The 17,644-nt window shown below is 46.3% G+C and carries 17 protein-coding genes; 3 read left to right on the top strand and 14 right to left on the bottom strand.

All coding sequences use genetic code 11. The annotated features are described in order from the left end of the window. Positions 1 to 103 precede the first annotated feature (103 nt). On the top strand, positions 104 to 1,033 hold the full coding sequence (locus V6668_RS12675) for an AEC family transporter (protein ID WP_036608854.1): 930 nt from the start codon (positions 104 to 106) through the stop codon (positions 1,031 to 1,033). Here the strand turns inward: V6668_RS12675 and V6668_RS12670 are convergent. The 5 genes from V6668_RS12670 to V6668_RS12650 all read right to left on the bottom strand — a co-directional run bounded on the left by V6668_RS12670 (position 1,011) and on the right by V6668_RS12650 (position 5,039). Further along, positions 1,011 to 1,601: a DUF2062 domain-containing protein gene (locus tag V6668_RS12670; protein WP_036608856.1), complete on the bottom strand. Its 591-nt coding sequence runs from the start codon at positions 1,599 to 1,601 to the stop codon at positions 1,011 to 1,013. The genes V6668_RS12675 and V6668_RS12670 overlap by 23 nt on opposite strands. A gap of 58 nt (positions 1,602 to 1,659) precedes the next feature. Continuing rightward, positions 1,660 to 2,118, bottom strand: a complete 459-nt coding sequence (locus V6668_RS12665; protein WP_036608858.1) for an OsmC family protein — start codon at positions 2,116 to 2,118, stop codon at positions 1,660 to 1,662. A gap of 20 nt (positions 2,119 to 2,138) precedes the next feature. Further along, complete coding sequence (locus tag V6668_RS12660; RefSeq protein ID WP_047842629.1) at positions 2,139 to 2,906, bottom strand: DeoR/GlpR family DNA-binding transcription regulator; 768 nt, start codon at positions 2,904 to 2,906, stop codon at positions 2,139 to 2,141. A gap of 137 nt (positions 2,907 to 3,043) precedes the next feature. Then, positions 3,044 to 4,174, bottom strand: coding sequence for an NADH-dependent flavin oxidoreductase (locus V6668_RS12655; RefSeq protein WP_338708591.1), 1,131 nt, complete (start codon positions 4,172 to 4,174; stop codon positions 3,044 to 3,046). Between the two features lie 187 nt (positions 4,175 to 4,361). Continuing rightward, entirely contained in the window at positions 4,362 to 5,039 is a 678-nt protein-coding gene (locus tag V6668_RS12650) for an SOS response-associated peptidase (protein WP_036608866.1), read from the bottom strand. A gap of 228 nt (positions 5,040 to 5,267) precedes the next feature. On the opposite strand from V6668_RS12650, the gene V6668_RS12645 reads away from it, so the two are divergent. Together V6668_RS12645 and V6668_RS12640 are read left to right on the top strand one after the other, a co-directional pair. Then, on the top strand, positions 5,268 to 5,789 hold the full coding sequence (locus V6668_RS12645; protein WP_315372625.1) for a hypothetical protein: 522 nt from the start codon (positions 5,268 to 5,270) through the stop codon (positions 5,787 to 5,789). A 44-nt stretch (positions 5,790 to 5,833) separates the two neighbouring features. Beyond that, the gene (locus V6668_RS12640; RefSeq protein WP_338708590.1) at positions 5,834 to 6,505 is read left to right on the top strand and encodes a hypothetical protein; all 672 of its coding nucleotides are present in this window, start codon (positions 5,834 to 5,836) and stop codon (positions 6,503 to 6,505) included. 137 nt (positions 6,506 to 6,642) lie between these two features. Here the strand turns inward: V6668_RS12640 and V6668_RS12635 are convergent, their stop codons facing one another. The 9 genes from V6668_RS12635 to V6668_RS12595 form a co-directional block, all read right to left on the bottom strand. After that, entirely contained in the window at positions 6,643 to 8,553 is a 1,911-nt protein-coding gene (locus V6668_RS12635) for an AraC family transcriptional regulator (RefSeq protein WP_338708589.1), read from the bottom strand. Positions 8,554 to 8,789: 236 nt separating this feature from the next. Continuing rightward, positions 8,790 to 9,878 (bottom strand): peptide-methionine (R)-S-oxide reductase MsrB, encoded by a 1,089-nt coding sequence (gene msrB / locus V6668_RS12630; protein ID WP_338708587.1) that lies wholly within the window; start codon positions 9,876 to 9,878, stop codon positions 8,790 to 8,792. Between the two features lie 16 nt (positions 9,879 to 9,894). After that, complete coding sequence (locus tag V6668_RS12625) at positions 9,895 to 10,476, bottom strand: redoxin family protein (protein ID WP_338708586.1); 582 nt, start codon at positions 10,474 to 10,476, stop codon at positions 9,895 to 9,897. A gap of 18 nt (positions 10,477 to 10,494) precedes the next feature. Further along, positions 10,495 to 11,220 (bottom strand): cytochrome c biogenesis CcdA family protein, encoded by a 726-nt coding sequence (locus V6668_RS12620; protein WP_338708934.1) that lies wholly within the window; start codon positions 11,218 to 11,220, stop codon positions 10,495 to 10,497. A 34-nt stretch (positions 11,221 to 11,254) separates the two neighbouring features. After that, positions 11,255 to 12,295 carry a sensor histidine kinase gene (locus tag V6668_RS12615; RefSeq protein WP_036670551.1) on the bottom strand — a complete coding sequence of 347 codons (1,041 nt, stop codon included), beginning with the start codon at positions 12,293 to 12,295 and terminating at the stop codon, positions 11,255 to 11,257. Then, positions 12,292 to 12,996: a response regulator transcription factor gene (locus tag V6668_RS12610; RefSeq protein WP_338708585.1), complete on the bottom strand. Its 705-nt coding sequence runs from the start codon at positions 12,994 to 12,996 to the stop codon at positions 12,292 to 12,294. Before V6668_RS12610 ends, V6668_RS12615 begins: the two co-directional genes overlap by 4 nt. A gap of 77 nt (positions 12,997 to 13,073) precedes the next feature. After that, entirely contained in the window at positions 13,074 to 13,607 is a 534-nt protein-coding gene (locus V6668_RS12605) for a hypothetical protein (RefSeq protein WP_338708584.1), read from the bottom strand. Between the two features lie 166 nt (positions 13,608 to 13,773). Then, positions 13,774 to 16,323 carry a beta-mannosidase gene (locus V6668_RS12600; protein WP_338708583.1) on the bottom strand — a complete coding sequence of 850 codons (2,550 nt, stop codon included), beginning with the start codon at positions 16,321 to 16,323 and terminating at the stop codon, positions 13,774 to 13,776. Between the two features lie 247 nt (positions 16,324 to 16,570). After that, positions 16,571 to 17,602 (bottom strand): LacI family DNA-binding transcriptional regulator, encoded by a 1,032-nt coding sequence (locus V6668_RS12595; protein ID WP_100528793.1) that lies wholly within the window; start codon positions 17,600 to 17,602, stop codon positions 16,571 to 16,573. Positions 17,603 to 17,644 lie beyond the last annotated feature (42 nt).

The raw sequence follows: 17,644 nt of genomic DNA, 5'->3' as shown, positions 1-17,644 counted from the left end.
AGCAAGGCGATTACTACACATCATCATACTGAAATCCATTCATAGGAGATGCATCTTCTGCTATGATAAGATAGGTTTTTCATCCAGAAGGGACTGAATTGCATTGCTTCACTCATTTTTACTCACCTTATACCATGTGTTCTTGCCGATATCACTTCCCGTGATCGGAGGTATTCTGTTAAAACGCTTTAAAAATTGGGATACCCGGTCGCTCTCGACCTTTTCCCTTTATATTTTGAGCCCTGCGCTCATCTTCAATACATTGCTGCATGCAGAGATTACCTGGACGGACGTCACCAGCACGTTCTGGTTTTCTATTATTAATCTGATTGCCCTCTGGGCACTCGCCGAGCTGTTAAGCCGGGTTTTCCGTCTGGGTGCAAGCGAAAAAGCGGGTCTCACCCTCGTGTCCACGTTTACGAACTGCGTGAATTACGGGCTCCCGCTTGTACTGCTTGCCTTTGGTCAACTTGGACTGGACAAGGCTTCCGTCTATGTCATTGGACAGATGATCATTGTTAATACGGTAGGTATCTTTTTTGCCGCAAGATCCCAATTCACGGTAAAAGATGCGATTCTGTCCGTTTTCCGCATGCCATCCATCTATGCTGCTGGCATCGCCATTATGCTACGTGCGTCCAATCTGAGCCTGCCTGACGCACTCGATGGAGGCATCTCCATGATGGCCGCGGGTTACTCTCCTGTCGTTCTCGCCATTCTGGGAGCACAGATGCTCAGACCAAAAGGTGCTACAGTGCCCTGGCTGCCCAATGTACGCCGAGCCTTCTGGACCGGACTTGTGGTCCGTCTCGCAGCTGCGCCCATCCTCTCCTGGGTGATTCTGACCGCGCTTCAGGTCGAGGGTACGTTGTTCAGTGTGCTGCTGATCCTCGCATCGATGCCGACCGCAGTGAACGCCGTTATTTTGGCTGAACAGTTCAATGCTTCTCCGCAGTTTGTATCCCGTTGCATCCTGTGGACAACCGCTGCATCCATGTTGATGCTGCCGATTATGATTGTGATGGCTTCCTGATTAGTACCGGAGGCGACACCGACGCTAGATCCGCTTGTCGGCGTTTCTCCAACCGGCGTTCATAACGCCGGTTGAGCGCTCTGACGTAGAAGAATTTTACGACAAAGTACGAAATCACACCCAGAATGACACCAAACACTGACATCCCTGCCAGAATATCCAGTCCACCAAGCAACAATTCACTCACGGCCGACCAGTTCCCGCGAAACAGCTCCATGAATGCACTCTCATGTACCGGTCCTTGTCCCATGCTGTGAGCAGGTAGAATCCAGGAACCAATCTGCTTCGCGAGCGGCATCAGAATGATAGGCAAAAACGTAAGTTTTCCAATCACGTTACCAACAATCGCTGCTGGCATCGAACCCCCAGACAGTCGCACAATTGGGTAGAATATGAGATATATCAGGGATGCGGTCGAGATCACGATCAGCTCCAGTCCGAACCCTATTGCAAATCCGGTGGATACTTTATGAGCACCTCCGGGAGCACGTAACAATTTGAGGAAATTCAGCTTCATAGCACGTGTTAAACGTACCCAGAGGTTAGTCTTGCGCTTCTGTGTGTTCATACCGAATTTCTCCTTATTTTGTACAAATGACGACTTGAATCGTCTATTCTTCAGTATATCACACCGCGTTAGCTCCAGTGATAACAATGACTGGCTGTGTCTCCATCTGGACATTACCTGCCACCGCTCGGGAGATCATACAGGAGGATTCAGCCTTATGCGCCAAGCGCTCAGCCTTTGTCAGATCCGCCTCAGAGGCATCTGCGCTGAGCACAATCCGAGGTCTATGTACGATCCGTTCGTACGTAAATACGTTATTCGTAACATCTACCGTTGCTTCCGATTCAAGCGTTAATTCATCCGGCGTAATATCCGAACGCTCCAGCATCGCTGCCAGCGTGATCAGGTAACAGGTGGAGGCTGCACCCAGCAGCATCTCGTCCGGGTTAGTTCCCGTACCGGGTCCGCCCATCTCCTGCGGAATCGATATGACCGTTTTTAATCCACCTGCATCGATTGTTCCCTCACTGTTACGCCCACCATTCCATACCGCTTTCAGATGAAAAGGATGTTTCATGACATTCATTCCTTTCTTGTTTACACACGTATACACGTAATATTCTGCTCAATCAATGCGCTAACGTGCTCTTCATCTACACCCTGATCTGTAATCACTTTGCCCACACTGCTCATCGCAGCAACTCTGGTAAACGCCTGTATGTTAAATTTGCTGGAATCTGCAAGTAGAATGACCTCATCCGCAATATGGATCATTTTCTGCTTCACCAAGGCCTGTAATTCATTGGATTCACTGATGCCTTTGGTCAGATGCACTCCTTTGCAAGACAGGAATACTTTATCCACATGATAGGCATCAAGCGAACGTTCCGCCAGCGGTCCTACAAAAGACAGTGACTTCGAAGCCAATTGCCCACCTGTGGCAATCACACGAATCTGCTCCTTGTTACTCAGCTCAGCGGCGACCTTAATCGAGTTGGTTAATACCGTCAGTGGAATGTTTGGCAATCCTGCCGCCATATACCACGCCGTTGTACTTGCATCCAAGGCGATCCGGTCGCCGGATTCCACCATTTTCACCGCTTCGCTTGCAATTCTGCGCTTCTCTTCTGCATGGGCTACAGCCCGTTCCGGATACGGAATCTCCGACTGTAACTCATCCTTATATTTTACGCTGACCGCCCCGCCATGGGACCGTCTGAGCCTGCCCGCCTGTTCGAGCTTGTCCAGATCACGACGAATCGTCTCTTCCGTCACCCCGCAGCGCTCACTAAGTTCGGTCACACGCATGCTGCCTTGCGTATCCACCCATTCCACTATTTTCTCATACCGTTCAGCTACGAGCATATTCCTTCACTCCAAACCGTTGATTATCCAGTTGATCCTGTTCATCCATCATACCACAGAGCGATGACAAGGAGAATTTGGACCATGTGCAAAAAGAGGGAGCTTTCGCCCCCTCCATTCCAGTTCTGAAGTGTATCTTATTTATCTTCTGCCATAGGGAACCAGCCCGGTGTGTGGATGATTGCATTCCACAACCCGTCAGGGATAACCAGACGTTCCTGATCGGATTTGGTCAGAATCGTCTCAATATCTTCTTCACGTCCGCTCTCGATTTTCTCGACCCAATCCGGTTCGATAATCAGTTCACGTCCAATGGCTAGCAGAGGTACTCCCGTTTGGAGCGCCTCAGCGGCCTGATCAGCAGTATGAATTGAACCTACGCCGATAACAGGCAATTTGCCGTTCACACGATCCAGGATGAATTCCATTCTAGAACGTGTATCTGCTTCGCCACGTCTTGGCTTGGACCAGAACTCGTTCACAGAGACATGAAGGTAATCCAGGTTTTTATCTTTCAGCGCATCCACTAGTAGGTACGTATCTTCCATTGTGAGTCCCGGTGTTTCCGGTTCTTCCGGAGAGAAACGGTAACCAATGATGAACGGCAGTTTGGTATGTTTGGCAACCACTTTCTGAATCTCATCTACTACAGCAAGCGGGAATGTCAGACGTTTCTCTACACTTCCGCCCCAACGATCTTCACGTCGGTTGGAATGCGGGGAGAAGAATTGCTGGATCAGATAACCATTAGCACCGTGAATCTCAACACCATCAAAGCCGGCTTCGATTGCACGACGTGTCGCTTCACCAAAGTCTTTGATAATCGAAGTAATCTCGGCATCCGTCAATTCTCTTGGTTCAGGAGATCCTGGACGCTCACTTGCAACCGCACTAGGAGCAACCACTTGACCCGCAGGTACAGCTTGTTCAGGCGTCAGACGGCCCGCATGGAAAATTTGCAATACGGCTACGGAGCCTTGTTCTTTAATGGTCTCAGCCAGTTTTTTCAGACCAGGAATGAAGCGGTCGTCATAAACACCAAATTGAGCTGGGAAACCAATGCCTGTCTCTGTTACATGCCCTACAGCCGTAATTGACATGCCCGCACCACCGGTGCGACGTGCATAATAAGCAAGTTCAGCGTCGGATATTGTACCATCAGCATTCGAGGACAGATGAGTCATGGGAGCGAGCACGATTCGGTTTTTCAGTGTAATGCCAGTCGGTAGTGAAACTTGTTCAAACATCTGGTTAAACTTTGGATTCATTCGTGGTTCCCTCCTGATTATAAATATCTCTTTTAATAGATATATGAATATATGCGTTCACTTACTGTAATGATTATAGTTACGTTTCACTGCAATTGCAACTTTTCATTTTCAGAAAGGAAAAAAAGAGCAGAGTGTCTCCAGACTCTCAGCCCTCTTCATTTTCTTCACATCATCCAAAAGATACTCAGAAACTCCGAACGTAAGCCAGCTTCTGATCCATCTCTTCTACGCATTCGTAACAATCGTGTTCATCGTTGGCGACCATTGGGGTTACTGGATACAGATTCATCTCTGTACTGTTATACGATTTCAATAGCGGTAACAACTGAGTCACCCGTGTATTTGCCGGGTCAAGCCAGGTGTTGATCTCTTCTTCGGAAAGGATCGCTGGCATTTTACTGCCAAACTCGCGTGTAACCATGTTTGCGCCTGTCATAAGCATCGTGCAGGTACGAAGCGGCTCTTTCCGTGTATCTCTCCACACCTCATATAACCCAGCAATACCGAACAGGCCACGATCCGGCATAACAACACGAACCGCATAACTTTTTTTGCCCTCTTGCCGCCAGTAATATAATCCATTGCAGGGAATAACGCAGCGCTTGGTCTCTACCAGTTTGTAATAGGAAGGATTCTCATGCACTGTCATGAGATTTGCGTTAACGGCATCACGACCCCAGAATGGAATGAACCCCCACCGGAACTCATCCAATACACGCTCACCATCCTGATGCAAAATAATCGGCGTATGCTGGGTTGGGCTGATATTGTATCGGTTTTTGTAATAATACATCACTCGCTGAATCTTGAAATGATCTCTGACATCGTCCAAATCGGCTGCCAATGAAAAACGGTTGCACATGTTCAAGCACTACCTTTCCCTATGAGAAGTTGAACGTATTGTTTGTAATTTTAGGGAAATTATTCATGAACATTGAACAGGAAATGACTTATTTTGACACCATTATGGTCGGATCAAGATATATTTCATGTTTTTCACGACAAAAACAACGACCTCGGACTCATTTCAACTCCAATATTACTTGTTACTATAATAGAGAATAAAATACATTTATTGGAGGTTTTAAGTATGAAAAGGAAATTTTTGATGAGCATCATGTTGTTCTCAGCGATTGCGATGTTTGGCAGTACCATCTATGCGGCAACCTTTCTGACCTACGGTTATCCCAGCACCACCATCCCCATTCGTACGTATAATTACGCCGCCGCATGGCAGACTCCCATGGACGCTTCCCTTACCAACTGGAACAATGCAGGTGCCAAAGTAAAATTCACCAAAACAAGTAACTCCCCAAACACCATCACCGCAGGAAACTTCAATAATACAGCATATGGTGTCAACTACGCCTCCGTATCCGGCAGTCAAGTCGTAAGCTTCCGCATCGAACTCAATGCATCCACGATCACCCCTGACGCGACCAACTTATCCAACTTCATTCAAAGCGTATTTGTCCACGAACTCGGACACTCCATCTGGCTCGGTGACAACCCGACAACAAGTAGTCCTTCCATTATGTCTTACTCCCGTAACCGCAATTCCATGACCCAACCCCAAACTTTTGATATCAATAACGTAAAATCCAAGTACTAATCCGCTACGAACTTATCCCAAAAATCCAAGGAGGATTCCTGTCCATGAACAAAAATCGAGTATTAACGCTGCTTCTCTCTTCCATTTTCATTTTATCTGCTGTTGGATGTTCTTCTGTTACACCTACCGCGTCCCCATCCGATGCACCCATGACCATTATTGCTTCTGAAGATTACCCGAGTTATGGCAGCATTGGCGACCTGTCCGAGAGAGCAAATACCATTGTAAAAGGTAGTGTTGTTGAGACTCGTGTGGAAGCTTTAAACGATATCGTACAAGTTACTGATGCTGCCAATGAAAACGAGTTAAACCCTGCGTCCGATCCGGGCGGAGAGCCAGCTTCTTTTGACAAAATCTATACGATCCACACGATTCAGGTCGCTGAATCCTATAAGGGCGGTTACACTGCCGGGGAAAAACTTGAAGTGAAGCAACTTGGCGGACAACTAGGCAACACCGAGATTATTAATGATGACAACCTCAAGCTGATTCCTACCAAAGACTATGTACTCTTCCTGGAAACGTATGAAGACACCCCTGCCAGCCTGCTCAACTCCGTTCAAAGTCTCTACGTGATCAAACCTGCCGCCAAGTCGAATCAGCCAGGTCAGCAACAATCACCGTCAGAAGTCATTGTGAGCGCAAACCCCGAGAATGACCTCACACTGCAACTAGAGGATCTGCAAGAAATTCAGAACGAACAAAAGAGCGAATAAACTCTTATACGGTAATCACACCACACTGTTATTTCATCTCCGTACAGGCAGCTAATCCCCTCTACTGTTCAGTCCTACATAAGAAAATGAAAACCGTGCTGCTCAGCAAACTGGGCGGCACGGTTTTTTGAAGTTCCTTATTTAGACGGTGTATTAAGTCCAATAATCCATTCAGCCAGATCCTGTGTCTGTTTTAACAAGGCAATAGGGTCACGGAACCAGGATTGTTCTTCCGTCCATATGTACACTTTTCCATTTTTGATAGCAGGCAATGAACCCCAGATCGGATCTGCCTGAAGGTCTTTCAACTGAGACTTGCTGGTCAGCACAATGTAATCTCCAGCGTATTTGGAGAGCAGTTCTATGGAGAATTCATGATAGGCGCCCTGCATCAACTCCGATGGAATGTTCTTTGGTGCTTGCAAACCAAGCAATTCATAGATGTTACGCCCTCCCCGACCCGACTGATTGCCAAAAATGAAGACTTGGCGATCATATTCCTGCATAACGGAGAATGTAGCATCAGCTGGAACAACACTCTGCACCTCCTGCTTGATTTTGGCAATCTCCTCATCAAAATCAGCCAGCCACTTCTCTGCTTCCGCTTCTTTGCCAAGGACTTTACCGAAATAGTTCACTTCGTCCTTGAGTGTCGGAAAAGTGATGGATGCGATCGAAACGGTCGGAGCAATCTTGCTATATTTCTCATAAGCCGCCTTGTCCGGATTCAATGTAATAATAAGATCAGGTTCCAGCTCCATCAATTGTTCAACGGAATCCCCTATCGTTTCAAGACCATCCATGTGACCTTCCAGATAAGGACTGTTCATCAGAAATTGGCCTCCACCAATCGGTTTGACACCCAGAGCAAGCACCGTTCCCAGATAATCTATGGCAGCAACTCGCTCCGGATGTGCAGGAATCTCTACCTCACCAAAGGTCGTATTTACCATTTGGGTTTCCACGACTGCCGGTTGTTCGGGTTCAGCCGCAACTTCGGATGTTTCTGCCCCCTGCTGGGCTGTTCCACAAGCACTCAATGTGAGTACAAGCGCAAGCGACATAATCGCTGATTTAAAATGGTTAAACATGTTGATTTCCTCATCTCCCTTATATTGATAATGATTATCATCATCAATTAAAGGATAACGTTCATCCCCTCCTGTTACAATGGATTCATTTGTTGCATTTAATGTACTTTTTGAAACTGATTTCGAGTTTTCCTGCTGCTTCAACCGATATTGCCCCGGTGTGATACCGATCTCTTTTTTGAATATACGATTGAAATAAAACGGGTCCATATAACCCACATACGCAGCAATCTCCTGTAATGAAGCTTCTGTGGACGCAAGCAGACTCCTTGCCTCACCCATTCGTAACCGAATCACATATTCTGTCGGTGTACATCCCGTCTGTTCCTTGAATTTGCGTGATAAATATTGCGGACTGTAACTCAAGGACTGGGCAAGCAAATCAAGTGAGATGGATTCCCGGTAATGAGCTTTGATATATCGCAAAACCTGATCGGTAAGCGAAGGCTGTTGAAATTCGTTAGACATGCGACTCCGCTGTAACAAGACAAGCTGTACCAGTTGAAAAAAATACACTTTGACCTGAATTTTGCCCACTCGCTCCTGCCCTGACCAGCATTCATGTATATTCCGCACAAGCTCACGCAGCTCAAGTGTATGATCCGGCACTGTCGCCCAGGACTCTTCAAACGGATTACGCTGGTTCAACATCATTCGGTACTCCACAAGCACATTGGAAGGCAAGGTTGATTTGTACAAAATCAGATGTACCTCCATAACCCCTGTCGCTTCAAGTGTCAGACGTCTTCCTTTTCCCCCATGCAACAGCAAGAACTGTTTTGTAGTCCATACCTCTTCATCCAGCCAGACCTGACCCCTGCCTTGAACATACACAAATGCACTGGTTGGTAACACATAATTGCGTATGAACTCGTGTGTTGCGAGTGATATAAGACGCACATCAAGCACGCGAACCTGAACCTGATCCCACAGCTTGATGTCATTCTGAATTCCCATATAAACTCCCTCTCCTAAGCGATCAAACACACACAATACCTTGGCATTGTGACTAAAAACCCACCTATAATTGATAATGATTATCAATTATAACAATGATGCAACCATCTTTGAAGCCTACCTTCGTTTTTGTTAGATGCTGCAAAATAAAAAACGGTCGAAATCCCTCATAGAGAGATCTCAACCGTTCTAAGATTATGGCCTTATTATGTTTTGATAAAGTCAGCTGCCCTTCTCTACTCGATAAATGACAATAAATACCCGTACCGTTCTTCCTCCATCTTGTCTAACGGAATAAACCGGATCGATGCACTGTTAATACAGTAACGTTTGCCGCCGCGATCTTCGGGACCATCATCGAACACATGACCGAGGTGGATGTCACCTTCCCGGCTTCGTACCTCCGTGCGTTCCATCCCAAAGCTCGTATCCGTTGTATAGGTAACAACCTCAGGTACAATCGGCTTTGTAAAACTCGGCCACCCGCAACCGGAATCGTACTTATCCCGGCTGGTGAATAACGGCTCTCCCGTTGCAATATCCACATACAGACCGAGCTCCTCATTATCCCAGTATTCGTTACTGAACGCATGCTCCGTATTATTGTTTACCGTGACCGCATACTGTTCGTCTGTTAATCGTTCCTTTAATTGTTCATCTGTTGGACGTGGATATTGAGCGGGATCAATTCCAATCTCCAGGTCATTCAGGACAGTCATATCAATGTGACAATATCCGTTCGGATTTTTTTCCAAATAATCCTGATGGTACTCCTCCGCCAAATAATAATTCTGCAGAGGCATCACTTCCGTTACAATGGGTTGGTCATATTTTTCTTGCTCTACCGCTACAGCCTGCTCGATGATTTTGGCATCTTCAGGCAACGTATAATATATGCCAGTCCGATACTGAACTCCACGATCATTGCCCTGCTTATTCAAGCTGGTAGGATCAATAACTCGAAAATAAGATTCAAGCAGTTTCTGCAAAGATACTTGCTGCGGATCATATTTTACATGAACAGTCTCCGCAAACCCCTGCTCCCCGCGAATAACATCCTCATAGGTTGGATTCTTTCCTTCACCGTTGGCATAACCGGAAGTCACATCCTGAACCCCCGGAATACGAGCCATATATGCCTCCACACCCCAGAAACAGCCTCCTGCCAAGTACAGGTTACTCAGGTTTTCCTCGGAGACACTCGATGCCTTGACAGGTTGAGTGGATATCGAAGATGAAGCTGAATGGCTCTCAGCCCTGTTTCCACAAGCAGACACAACTATCGCTATAACAAGGAGGCACAGGCCCAGCAGCGTCCTTTTCATGACACTTCCTCCTTTCTCACAAAATCTCTTGTAATGATTCCATGATCTGTTCATTGGATGCATGCCCTGGCTGCGATTTCGTTAAAATACCATCAGAGCCAATATAAAAGGAACTAGGATATGCTCTTACGCCAAATTCCTTGGCCCATAAACCTTTCTCATCCAAAAGAACAGTTATGTTATCATACGGCTGTTGGTCAAACCATTCGGTAAACGCTTGGGAGGATTTCTCTCCCTTGTAGTCTGGCGTCACAATCGTAATGACTTGAAAATCATTGTTTTGACCAGCCAGATTGTTCAGGTCTTCCAAACCCGCAAGGCAGATGGAACACCAGGAAGCCCAGTATTTCACATACACTTTCTTGCCTTGAACATCAGAAAGTCCAACCGTGTTTCCTTTCAAATCACGCAATGAAAATTCAGGAGCCGTCTCGCCCTTGTTCATCATGGTTGACGAACTCATATCGGATGTTGATGCTGGGGCTGATGATGACCCCGTTTGTTTTGATTCAGTTTGCTGTGCTCCACATGCGCTCAAGATCAACAGGGTTCCAGCAAATACGATTACAGATACCATCCATTTCCGTGCCGTCTTCATACCAAATTCCTCCAATGATTATTGAAACCAGGTCACCAAGCTGTTTAGTCGGTCTGTCATTAACAATAGTCCCATGACAATAAGAATACAGCCGGAAGTTATTTTGATGACGCCCATGTACTTGTATAAACGACGTATCCGCTTCATAACATATTCCGAAAAAACGGACAGAATCAGGAAAGGAATCGCCAATCCAAGGGTATACAGGAACATGAGAAACCCGCCATACAGTGGAGAGCCTTCTCCTGCGGCGATACCAAGAATGGCCGCCAGCACAGGCCCGATACAAGGCGTCCAGCCAAAACTAAACGTTAGACCCAACAGGAATGCTCCGACATACCCTCCCCGTTTGGCTTGATTGCTTGACAGCTTTCTCTCCCGTTCCAGCCAGGATAGTCGGATCAAACCGGTTTGATAAATCCCAAAAAGCACCACGATGGCTCCGCAGATCGCAATAAACACAGGACTTGAGATCAAATTACCAACCATGCCGGAACCAAAACCGAGTAAAACAAATACCAGGGACAGCCCAAGAACAAATAAAAATGTCCGCAAAACAAGTGTGGACCGCAACCGAACCGAATGGGTGTCAGGCTGCTGCTGATTCGTACCGTTGACCATGCTTCCGGATAGATAAGACACGTATACCGGGATCAGCGGCAGAATACATGGCGCAAAAAACGATAACAATCCTGCACCAAAAACCCCGAAAAGAAAAACCAAATCACTGGTCAAGTCATTCACCACCTGAATAAATACTACGTTTGATTAACCAAGGTTAACGACTGACGTAGATCGGAAGCGTGAACCAGAAGCAGCTTCCTTCTCCTTTTGTACTCTGAACCCCGATCTCGCCACCATGGAGTTCCACAATTGATTGAGCGATGGCAAGGCCAAGCCCGGCCCCCCCATTACTCTTGCTGCGTGATTTGTCAATTCGATAAAAACGTTCAAATATACGCGAAGTTTCCTCGGCTTCAATGCCTTCCCCTTCATCCGTAACTGAAATTCGTATAAACGGCCCCTTTTCTTCGGCAGCCAGAATGATTTTCCCTTCAACAGGAGAGTATTGAATGGCATTTTGTAGCAAATTGGAAAGGACCCGCTTCATTTGTGCAGGCATCATGACCGCGGCTGGTAATTTATCGGGCAAATCGATTTCAACGTTCAGCGTTTTCTCGGCGAGATGAAACGAAAAACTCTCCAACGTACTGAGCAGCAACTCATCAACGTGACAAGGCTGAGGGTCAAATACCTCCCCTTGCGCTTCCAGGCTGGATAATTCAAACAAATCTTGAATAAGCCCTCCCAAACGCTTCGTCTCAAGTCGTATCGTGTTCAGATAACGTTGAAAGGTTTCTTTATCCTTAATGACATCATCCTCCAACGCTTCGACGAATGACTGAATGGATGCCAAGGGAGTCCGTAAATCATGGGAAACATTGGCGATCAACTCTCGTCTGGCAGTTTCTGAGTGATGCAGATGATCAAAGCTTTCCTTCAGCTTGGAACTCATTTCATTAAATTGCTGTGCCAGGAGCTTAAATTCCTGCGTACCGATGAGAGGGACTTCCGTATGGAAATCCCCTTCGGCAATTCGTATCGTCTGCTGTGTAATTCGCGCAATTGATTTCTCCAATGGCTTAGTCAGCAAATATTGAAGAATAAACGAAAGTAAGCCTACCCCTGCCGTTATAGCCGATAACCAATACAATTGTTCGATCGTAAGCAGCATTTTGGAATAACTGATGAACAAACAAATTAATAATACGCCAATGCCTGTGAGACTGGACAACACCAAGTATGTGCGAAGTTTCATGAACTGCCACCCGCAAACTTGTAGCCTATGCCCCAAACTGTTTTAATATATTTTGGCTCAGAAGGATTCTGTTCGATCTTCTCTCGTAATCTCCGAACATGTACAGTCACCGTTGTTGTATCTCCCTCATAGCTAAAATCCCAAATCTTGCTTAACATCTGGTTACGGGAGAACACCTGACCCGGGTGACTTGCCAGCAAATACAACATCTCAAACTCTGTAACGGTCAATTCAATGGCCTGCCCGTTGATGTGCACTTCACGCTTGGTAAAATCAATGGTAAGCCCTTCATAATTAATCGTATATTCAGATGTTGTTACAGGTGATGCCTGCGCAGTTCGCATTCTCCGCAGGATTGCCTTCACACGCAAAACAAGTTCTCTTGGACTGAATGGTTTGGTCAGATAATCATCCGCCCCCATCGTCAGTCCCATCAGACGGTCCTGTTCCTCACCACGGGCCGTCAGCATTACAATGGGCACATCCTCAGTTTGCCGAATCTCGTTGCAAACTTCCCAGCCATTCTTATGTGGCATCATCAGGTCGAGCACAATCAAGCTTGGCGTTTGGCTCTGCCACAGCTCAATAGCCTCCAAACCGTCCTTGGCCGTCACGACAAGATAACCTTCCCGTTCCAGATACCTGCGACAAACGTCCGTAATATTTGTATCATCATCGGCAACCAGTACACATTCATTCAAACGAACCCACCCCATATTCCAGAAAATACATTTGAGCCAATCATATCATATGGTGATGGCGATGCTTAGCCCTTAAATTACTTCATTCCCATGGCGGGCATCATGTATTGTTTAATTACAGACTCAGCCGCATACGAATTCCCTTCATGGATGACAGGCATCGATTTCAAGTTAACTTGCATACCGTCTACCATGATTTTTTTCGATCCAATCCACAATTTAATCGTTTTCCCCGCAGGCATCATCGTTTCTTCCATCATGGTGTCGTCTTTCATCTTCATGTCGTCTTCCACCATGGTGTCGTCTTTCATCTTCATGTCGTCTTCCATCATTTTGTCATCTTCCATCATCATGTCGTCTTCCATCATGTTGTCGTCTTTCATCATCTTGTCGTCCATTTTGCCCATATACATCAAAGTTACAGATCTGTCCTTGCTGTCCCACATAATGCTGTAATCATACATTTTCGCCGCCTGTCTCAATTGAACAAGCTCCATGCCATCCTTTTTAATCGTTTTCATATCTGCAGCACTTGCCAATCCAGAAAAGGCCATAGACATCATCAATACCGCTGCTACCATCGCTTTTTTGCTCTTATTTGTTTTCATCATTCTTATCACTCTCCATTCGTTTATTACTTACATGGATTACAATAAGCAAGACAGCTTACGATTCTCTAAGCGAAGTATTACGAAACCATTACGATATATAAATGGGGTCAGTTTTCAATAAAAAAACGGTTGAAATCTCTCTTATGAGAGACTCCAACCGTGTCTTCTAGGTCAAACGAATAAAATCAATCATGGATCGAACCTCGATCGGTCCCGGATTTGATATCACATCATTAGACTGCAATCCCTCTCTGGAAGTGAACTGCACCTTCACTGGAATGCCAGGAATCAAGTCGAAGAAGTTATCTGAGAAGACACCCTCCACATCCGAAGATAGCCATACCTGTTTAGCAAGCACGTCACTTTCCAGTACCAGATGAACGCCGTTCTCATCCGCTCCTCCGCTTACATTGATGTTTGCAGGCTGCAGAGCAAGGTCTTTGGACGGTACAAAATAGTGTTCCTGTACGATATTCGCAGCACCTTCCTGTTTCAGATCCAGGCGCAGCAGCGTGTTAGCTGTATCATGACCTTCAAGCCATTCCACGTTACGTAATGACAGCACTCGATCACCTGTATTAGGTGCCAAGGTCACGTCATGTGTTTCATCACGATGCACCGTTCCATCGAACCCGAGCAAACGAATCTGTAACTGCCCTTTTACAGGTTGTAATTGATCCGAGATGATATATATATCTGTTGTTTCTTCTTTGGTTCCATCTACCGATACCAACACATCGCTGAAGCTGCGTTTCGCATAATATTGCAATGCTTTCCAACGACCAAGGTAGTCCATACCTGCCCATGAAGCCACTGGCCAGCAATCATTCATTTGCCAGTAAAGTGTGCCCATACAGAATGGTTTGCGGCGACGGTGCGCTTCAATGGCTGTCTTCATTGCTTCCGCCTGAAGCACCTGGCTCATATACAGGAACGATGGGAAGTCCTTCGATTCATGCATGTACATATCCATGTACTGTTTGATCAGACGATTGCCTGCGCCATTCTTTTGATGAGCCAACATGACTTCCGACTCCAGAGCCAGATCCTCTTCTTCCGCGTAAGTGCGTACTGACTTGTACTCCGGGAAAGACTGGAATCCGTATTCACTCATGAAACGACCCACATGCACGTTGTAGTTCTCGAATGGTTCTACATTGTGCCACACGCCCCAGTAGTGGATATCCCCTTCAGCTGTGGATGGGTGCGCATGTTGCGTCTCATCCCCTGTCAGTGATACCAGTGGTGAGGAAGGCCAGTAATCCACACCTGGCGCATATGCTTCAACGACTTCTGGCAGCAAATCATGGAAGATGGCTTCGTAATCGGCCCAGATGCTCTCACGCTGCTCGGCAGTAAATTCCTTTTTCCAACCCCAGCCACCATTCTCAACATAGTGAGCCCAAGCCGAATCAATCTCGTTGTTCCCACACCAGAGTGCAATACTTGGATGGTTGCGCAGACGTTTCACATTATCAATAGCCTCATGTCTCACACTGTTCAGGAACGCTTCATCTCCTGGATACATGCTGCATGCAAACATGAAGTCTTGCCATACCAGGATTCCGTATTCATCACACAGTTCGTAGAACACATCCTGCTCATAGATTCCGCCACCCCACACGCGTAGCATATTCATATTAGACTCGGCTGCGGATACGATCTCATGACGATAACGTTCATGAGTAATTTCAGTGATGAAGCTATCATTTGGAATGTGATTGGCCCCTTTGGCAAAGACCGCAACACCATTTAGTTCAAAGTAAAAGGATGCTCCTGCTTCATCTTTGTCACGTACCAGCCGAATGGAACGAAGCCCCGTCTTCACTGTAGATTCAGCCACAGCTCGCTCACCTTGAAGCACTTCGGTAAGGAAGGTGTACATATGCGGATCACCAAGCCCACGGCTCCACCACAGTTTCGGTTCATCAATAGAGATTGGAATCTCCACAGTCTGAGTTCCGGGTTGTAGTGATACGGATCTTTCCCATCTCTGTCCATCTGCGCCGATACGAATAATCGTATCTACCGCTTGTGATGTCTCGACTTCCACAACAGCAGTTAATGAAGCTGAGGTAGCGCTTACTTCATTTTGCTGGATATACACATCATTGATTCGTACCTGTGTCCAACCTTCAAGACGTGCTTCACGCCAGATCCCACTGGTTACAAAACGCGGACCCCAGTCCCAACCATAGTGATACGGGGCTTTACGTGCAAAAATACTTACTCTCTTGTCGCCAAGTCCACCAACATCGGACTGATCATTCGATGCAGGTAATGCATATCCGAGCTTCTCCAGCTTAGGCAGATCTTCCTGAATTGGTGACCGAAAACGTATTCGAAGAATGTTGCCGTTCCCCTTCAATACAGACTTTACATCTGCCTTCCATACCCGGAACATATTATCTGCTGATAACACATGCACATCATTCACATACACATCCGCATATGTATCCAGACCATCAAACACCAGTTCCAGATGTTCTTGGGAGAACAACCCTTCGGCAACGTCAAATTCCGTCTGATATTCCCAATCTATCTTATCAATCCACTGTACTTCCTTCTCGTTTGTTCCATAAAAAGGATCTGGAATCTTGCCCAGCTTCAGCAAATCTGTATGCACACAGCCGGGCACCTGAGCCGGCATCCACTCTTGATCTTCGCAAGCCTTGAACGTCCAATTCTGAAAAACATGTGATTGTATTGTGCTCATGACAGCCTCCATTGTTGTTAGAGTTGGTAAATAACATTTTGTTAGGTTTTGTTATTATAAAAACAAATAACTTACAAAACAAAATTAACACGATATGCTTCTTATAGTCAATCTGTTTTGTGATTTAATTTGTTAAACAATCTCTGCATAACAAAAAGACATGAAGCTCTGACCTCTCCATGTCTTTCACCTGATTTCATTTACCCGTATGATCATTGTTAAAATGAGCCCGTAAATTCATATCCCGTTACAGTATACTGGCGTTATATTCATCACGAATAATTAATTCCGAATAGATCAGCTTGCGTTCATAAGGTTCATCCAGGTGTTTGATCCGCCACAATAGCTGGTCTACTGCTCTCGTTCCCAGATTCTCTTTGTTAATATGTACCGAAGCAAGAATGGGTTCATCCGTCTGCGTATTGTCAAATCCGGTTACGGCACAACGTTCGGGCACCTGAATGCCTCGACTTTGGAGTGCCTGAATGACAATGACAGCTGTATGGTCATTTGCACACACGATAACTTCAGGGATATCCTCCAGCTCCATTTCAGCAATGGATCTCCGGATCTGATCATACTCTGGTCCCAGCAAGCCGTCTTGCTGTTCCCCCTCCAACTGTTTCTCTTCCAGCACCATACGATATCCAAGCCAGCGTTCTCTAAAACTTGCTGCATCGGGCAGTTGCCCGGCAAACTGGAACCTTCTATACCCTTTACCAACGAGCATGAGAACCAGTTCTTTCATACATTTCATATTGTCCGTAAAAACCGAGTCTGCGTATATGGCAGGGTCTTCATGATCCACCATGACAAGCGGAATACGCAGTCTGTAAATCTCCAGCAATACCGATGTCGAGATGGTGCCCACGGTAATGACTCCGCTGATTGCTTCGGGATTAAGGACCGAGAACATCCGATCTGAAGAGGGTTCTGTCAGCGTTAAAATATCCATCCCCTTCTCATTCAACCTCTCAGAAATGCCATCAAACACAGGCCCCCAGTATAAGGAAGCTCGATTCTGAGAACGAATGTTGGGGAACAAAATCAATATGGTGCCTTGTCGCTCCGCTTCTGGCTTCATCTCCGTTGATATCTGTGTCTCCCCCGGATAACGCTTAGGCTCAGTTCTGAAATACCCGAGCTGCCCCGCCGTTCTGACAATCATCTCGCGTGTATGCTCACTCACACCAGGCTTGCCTGTCAGCGCACGGGAGACTGCGAATTTGGACACCCCCGCAGCATCCGCAATTTGCTGCATCGTTACTCTTTTGGCCATCCTACTCACCCGTTTTTCCTAATTTTCCATTCAGTGTAGCAT

The sequence above is a fragment of the Paenibacillus amylolyticus genome (assembly GCF_036894225.1).
GTDB lineage: Bacteria > Bacillota > Bacilli > Paenibacillales > Paenibacillaceae > Paenibacillus > Paenibacillus amylolyticus.
Note: the sequence above shows the minus strand (reverse complement) of the source record. Positions and strands in the feature narration are given on the sequence as shown.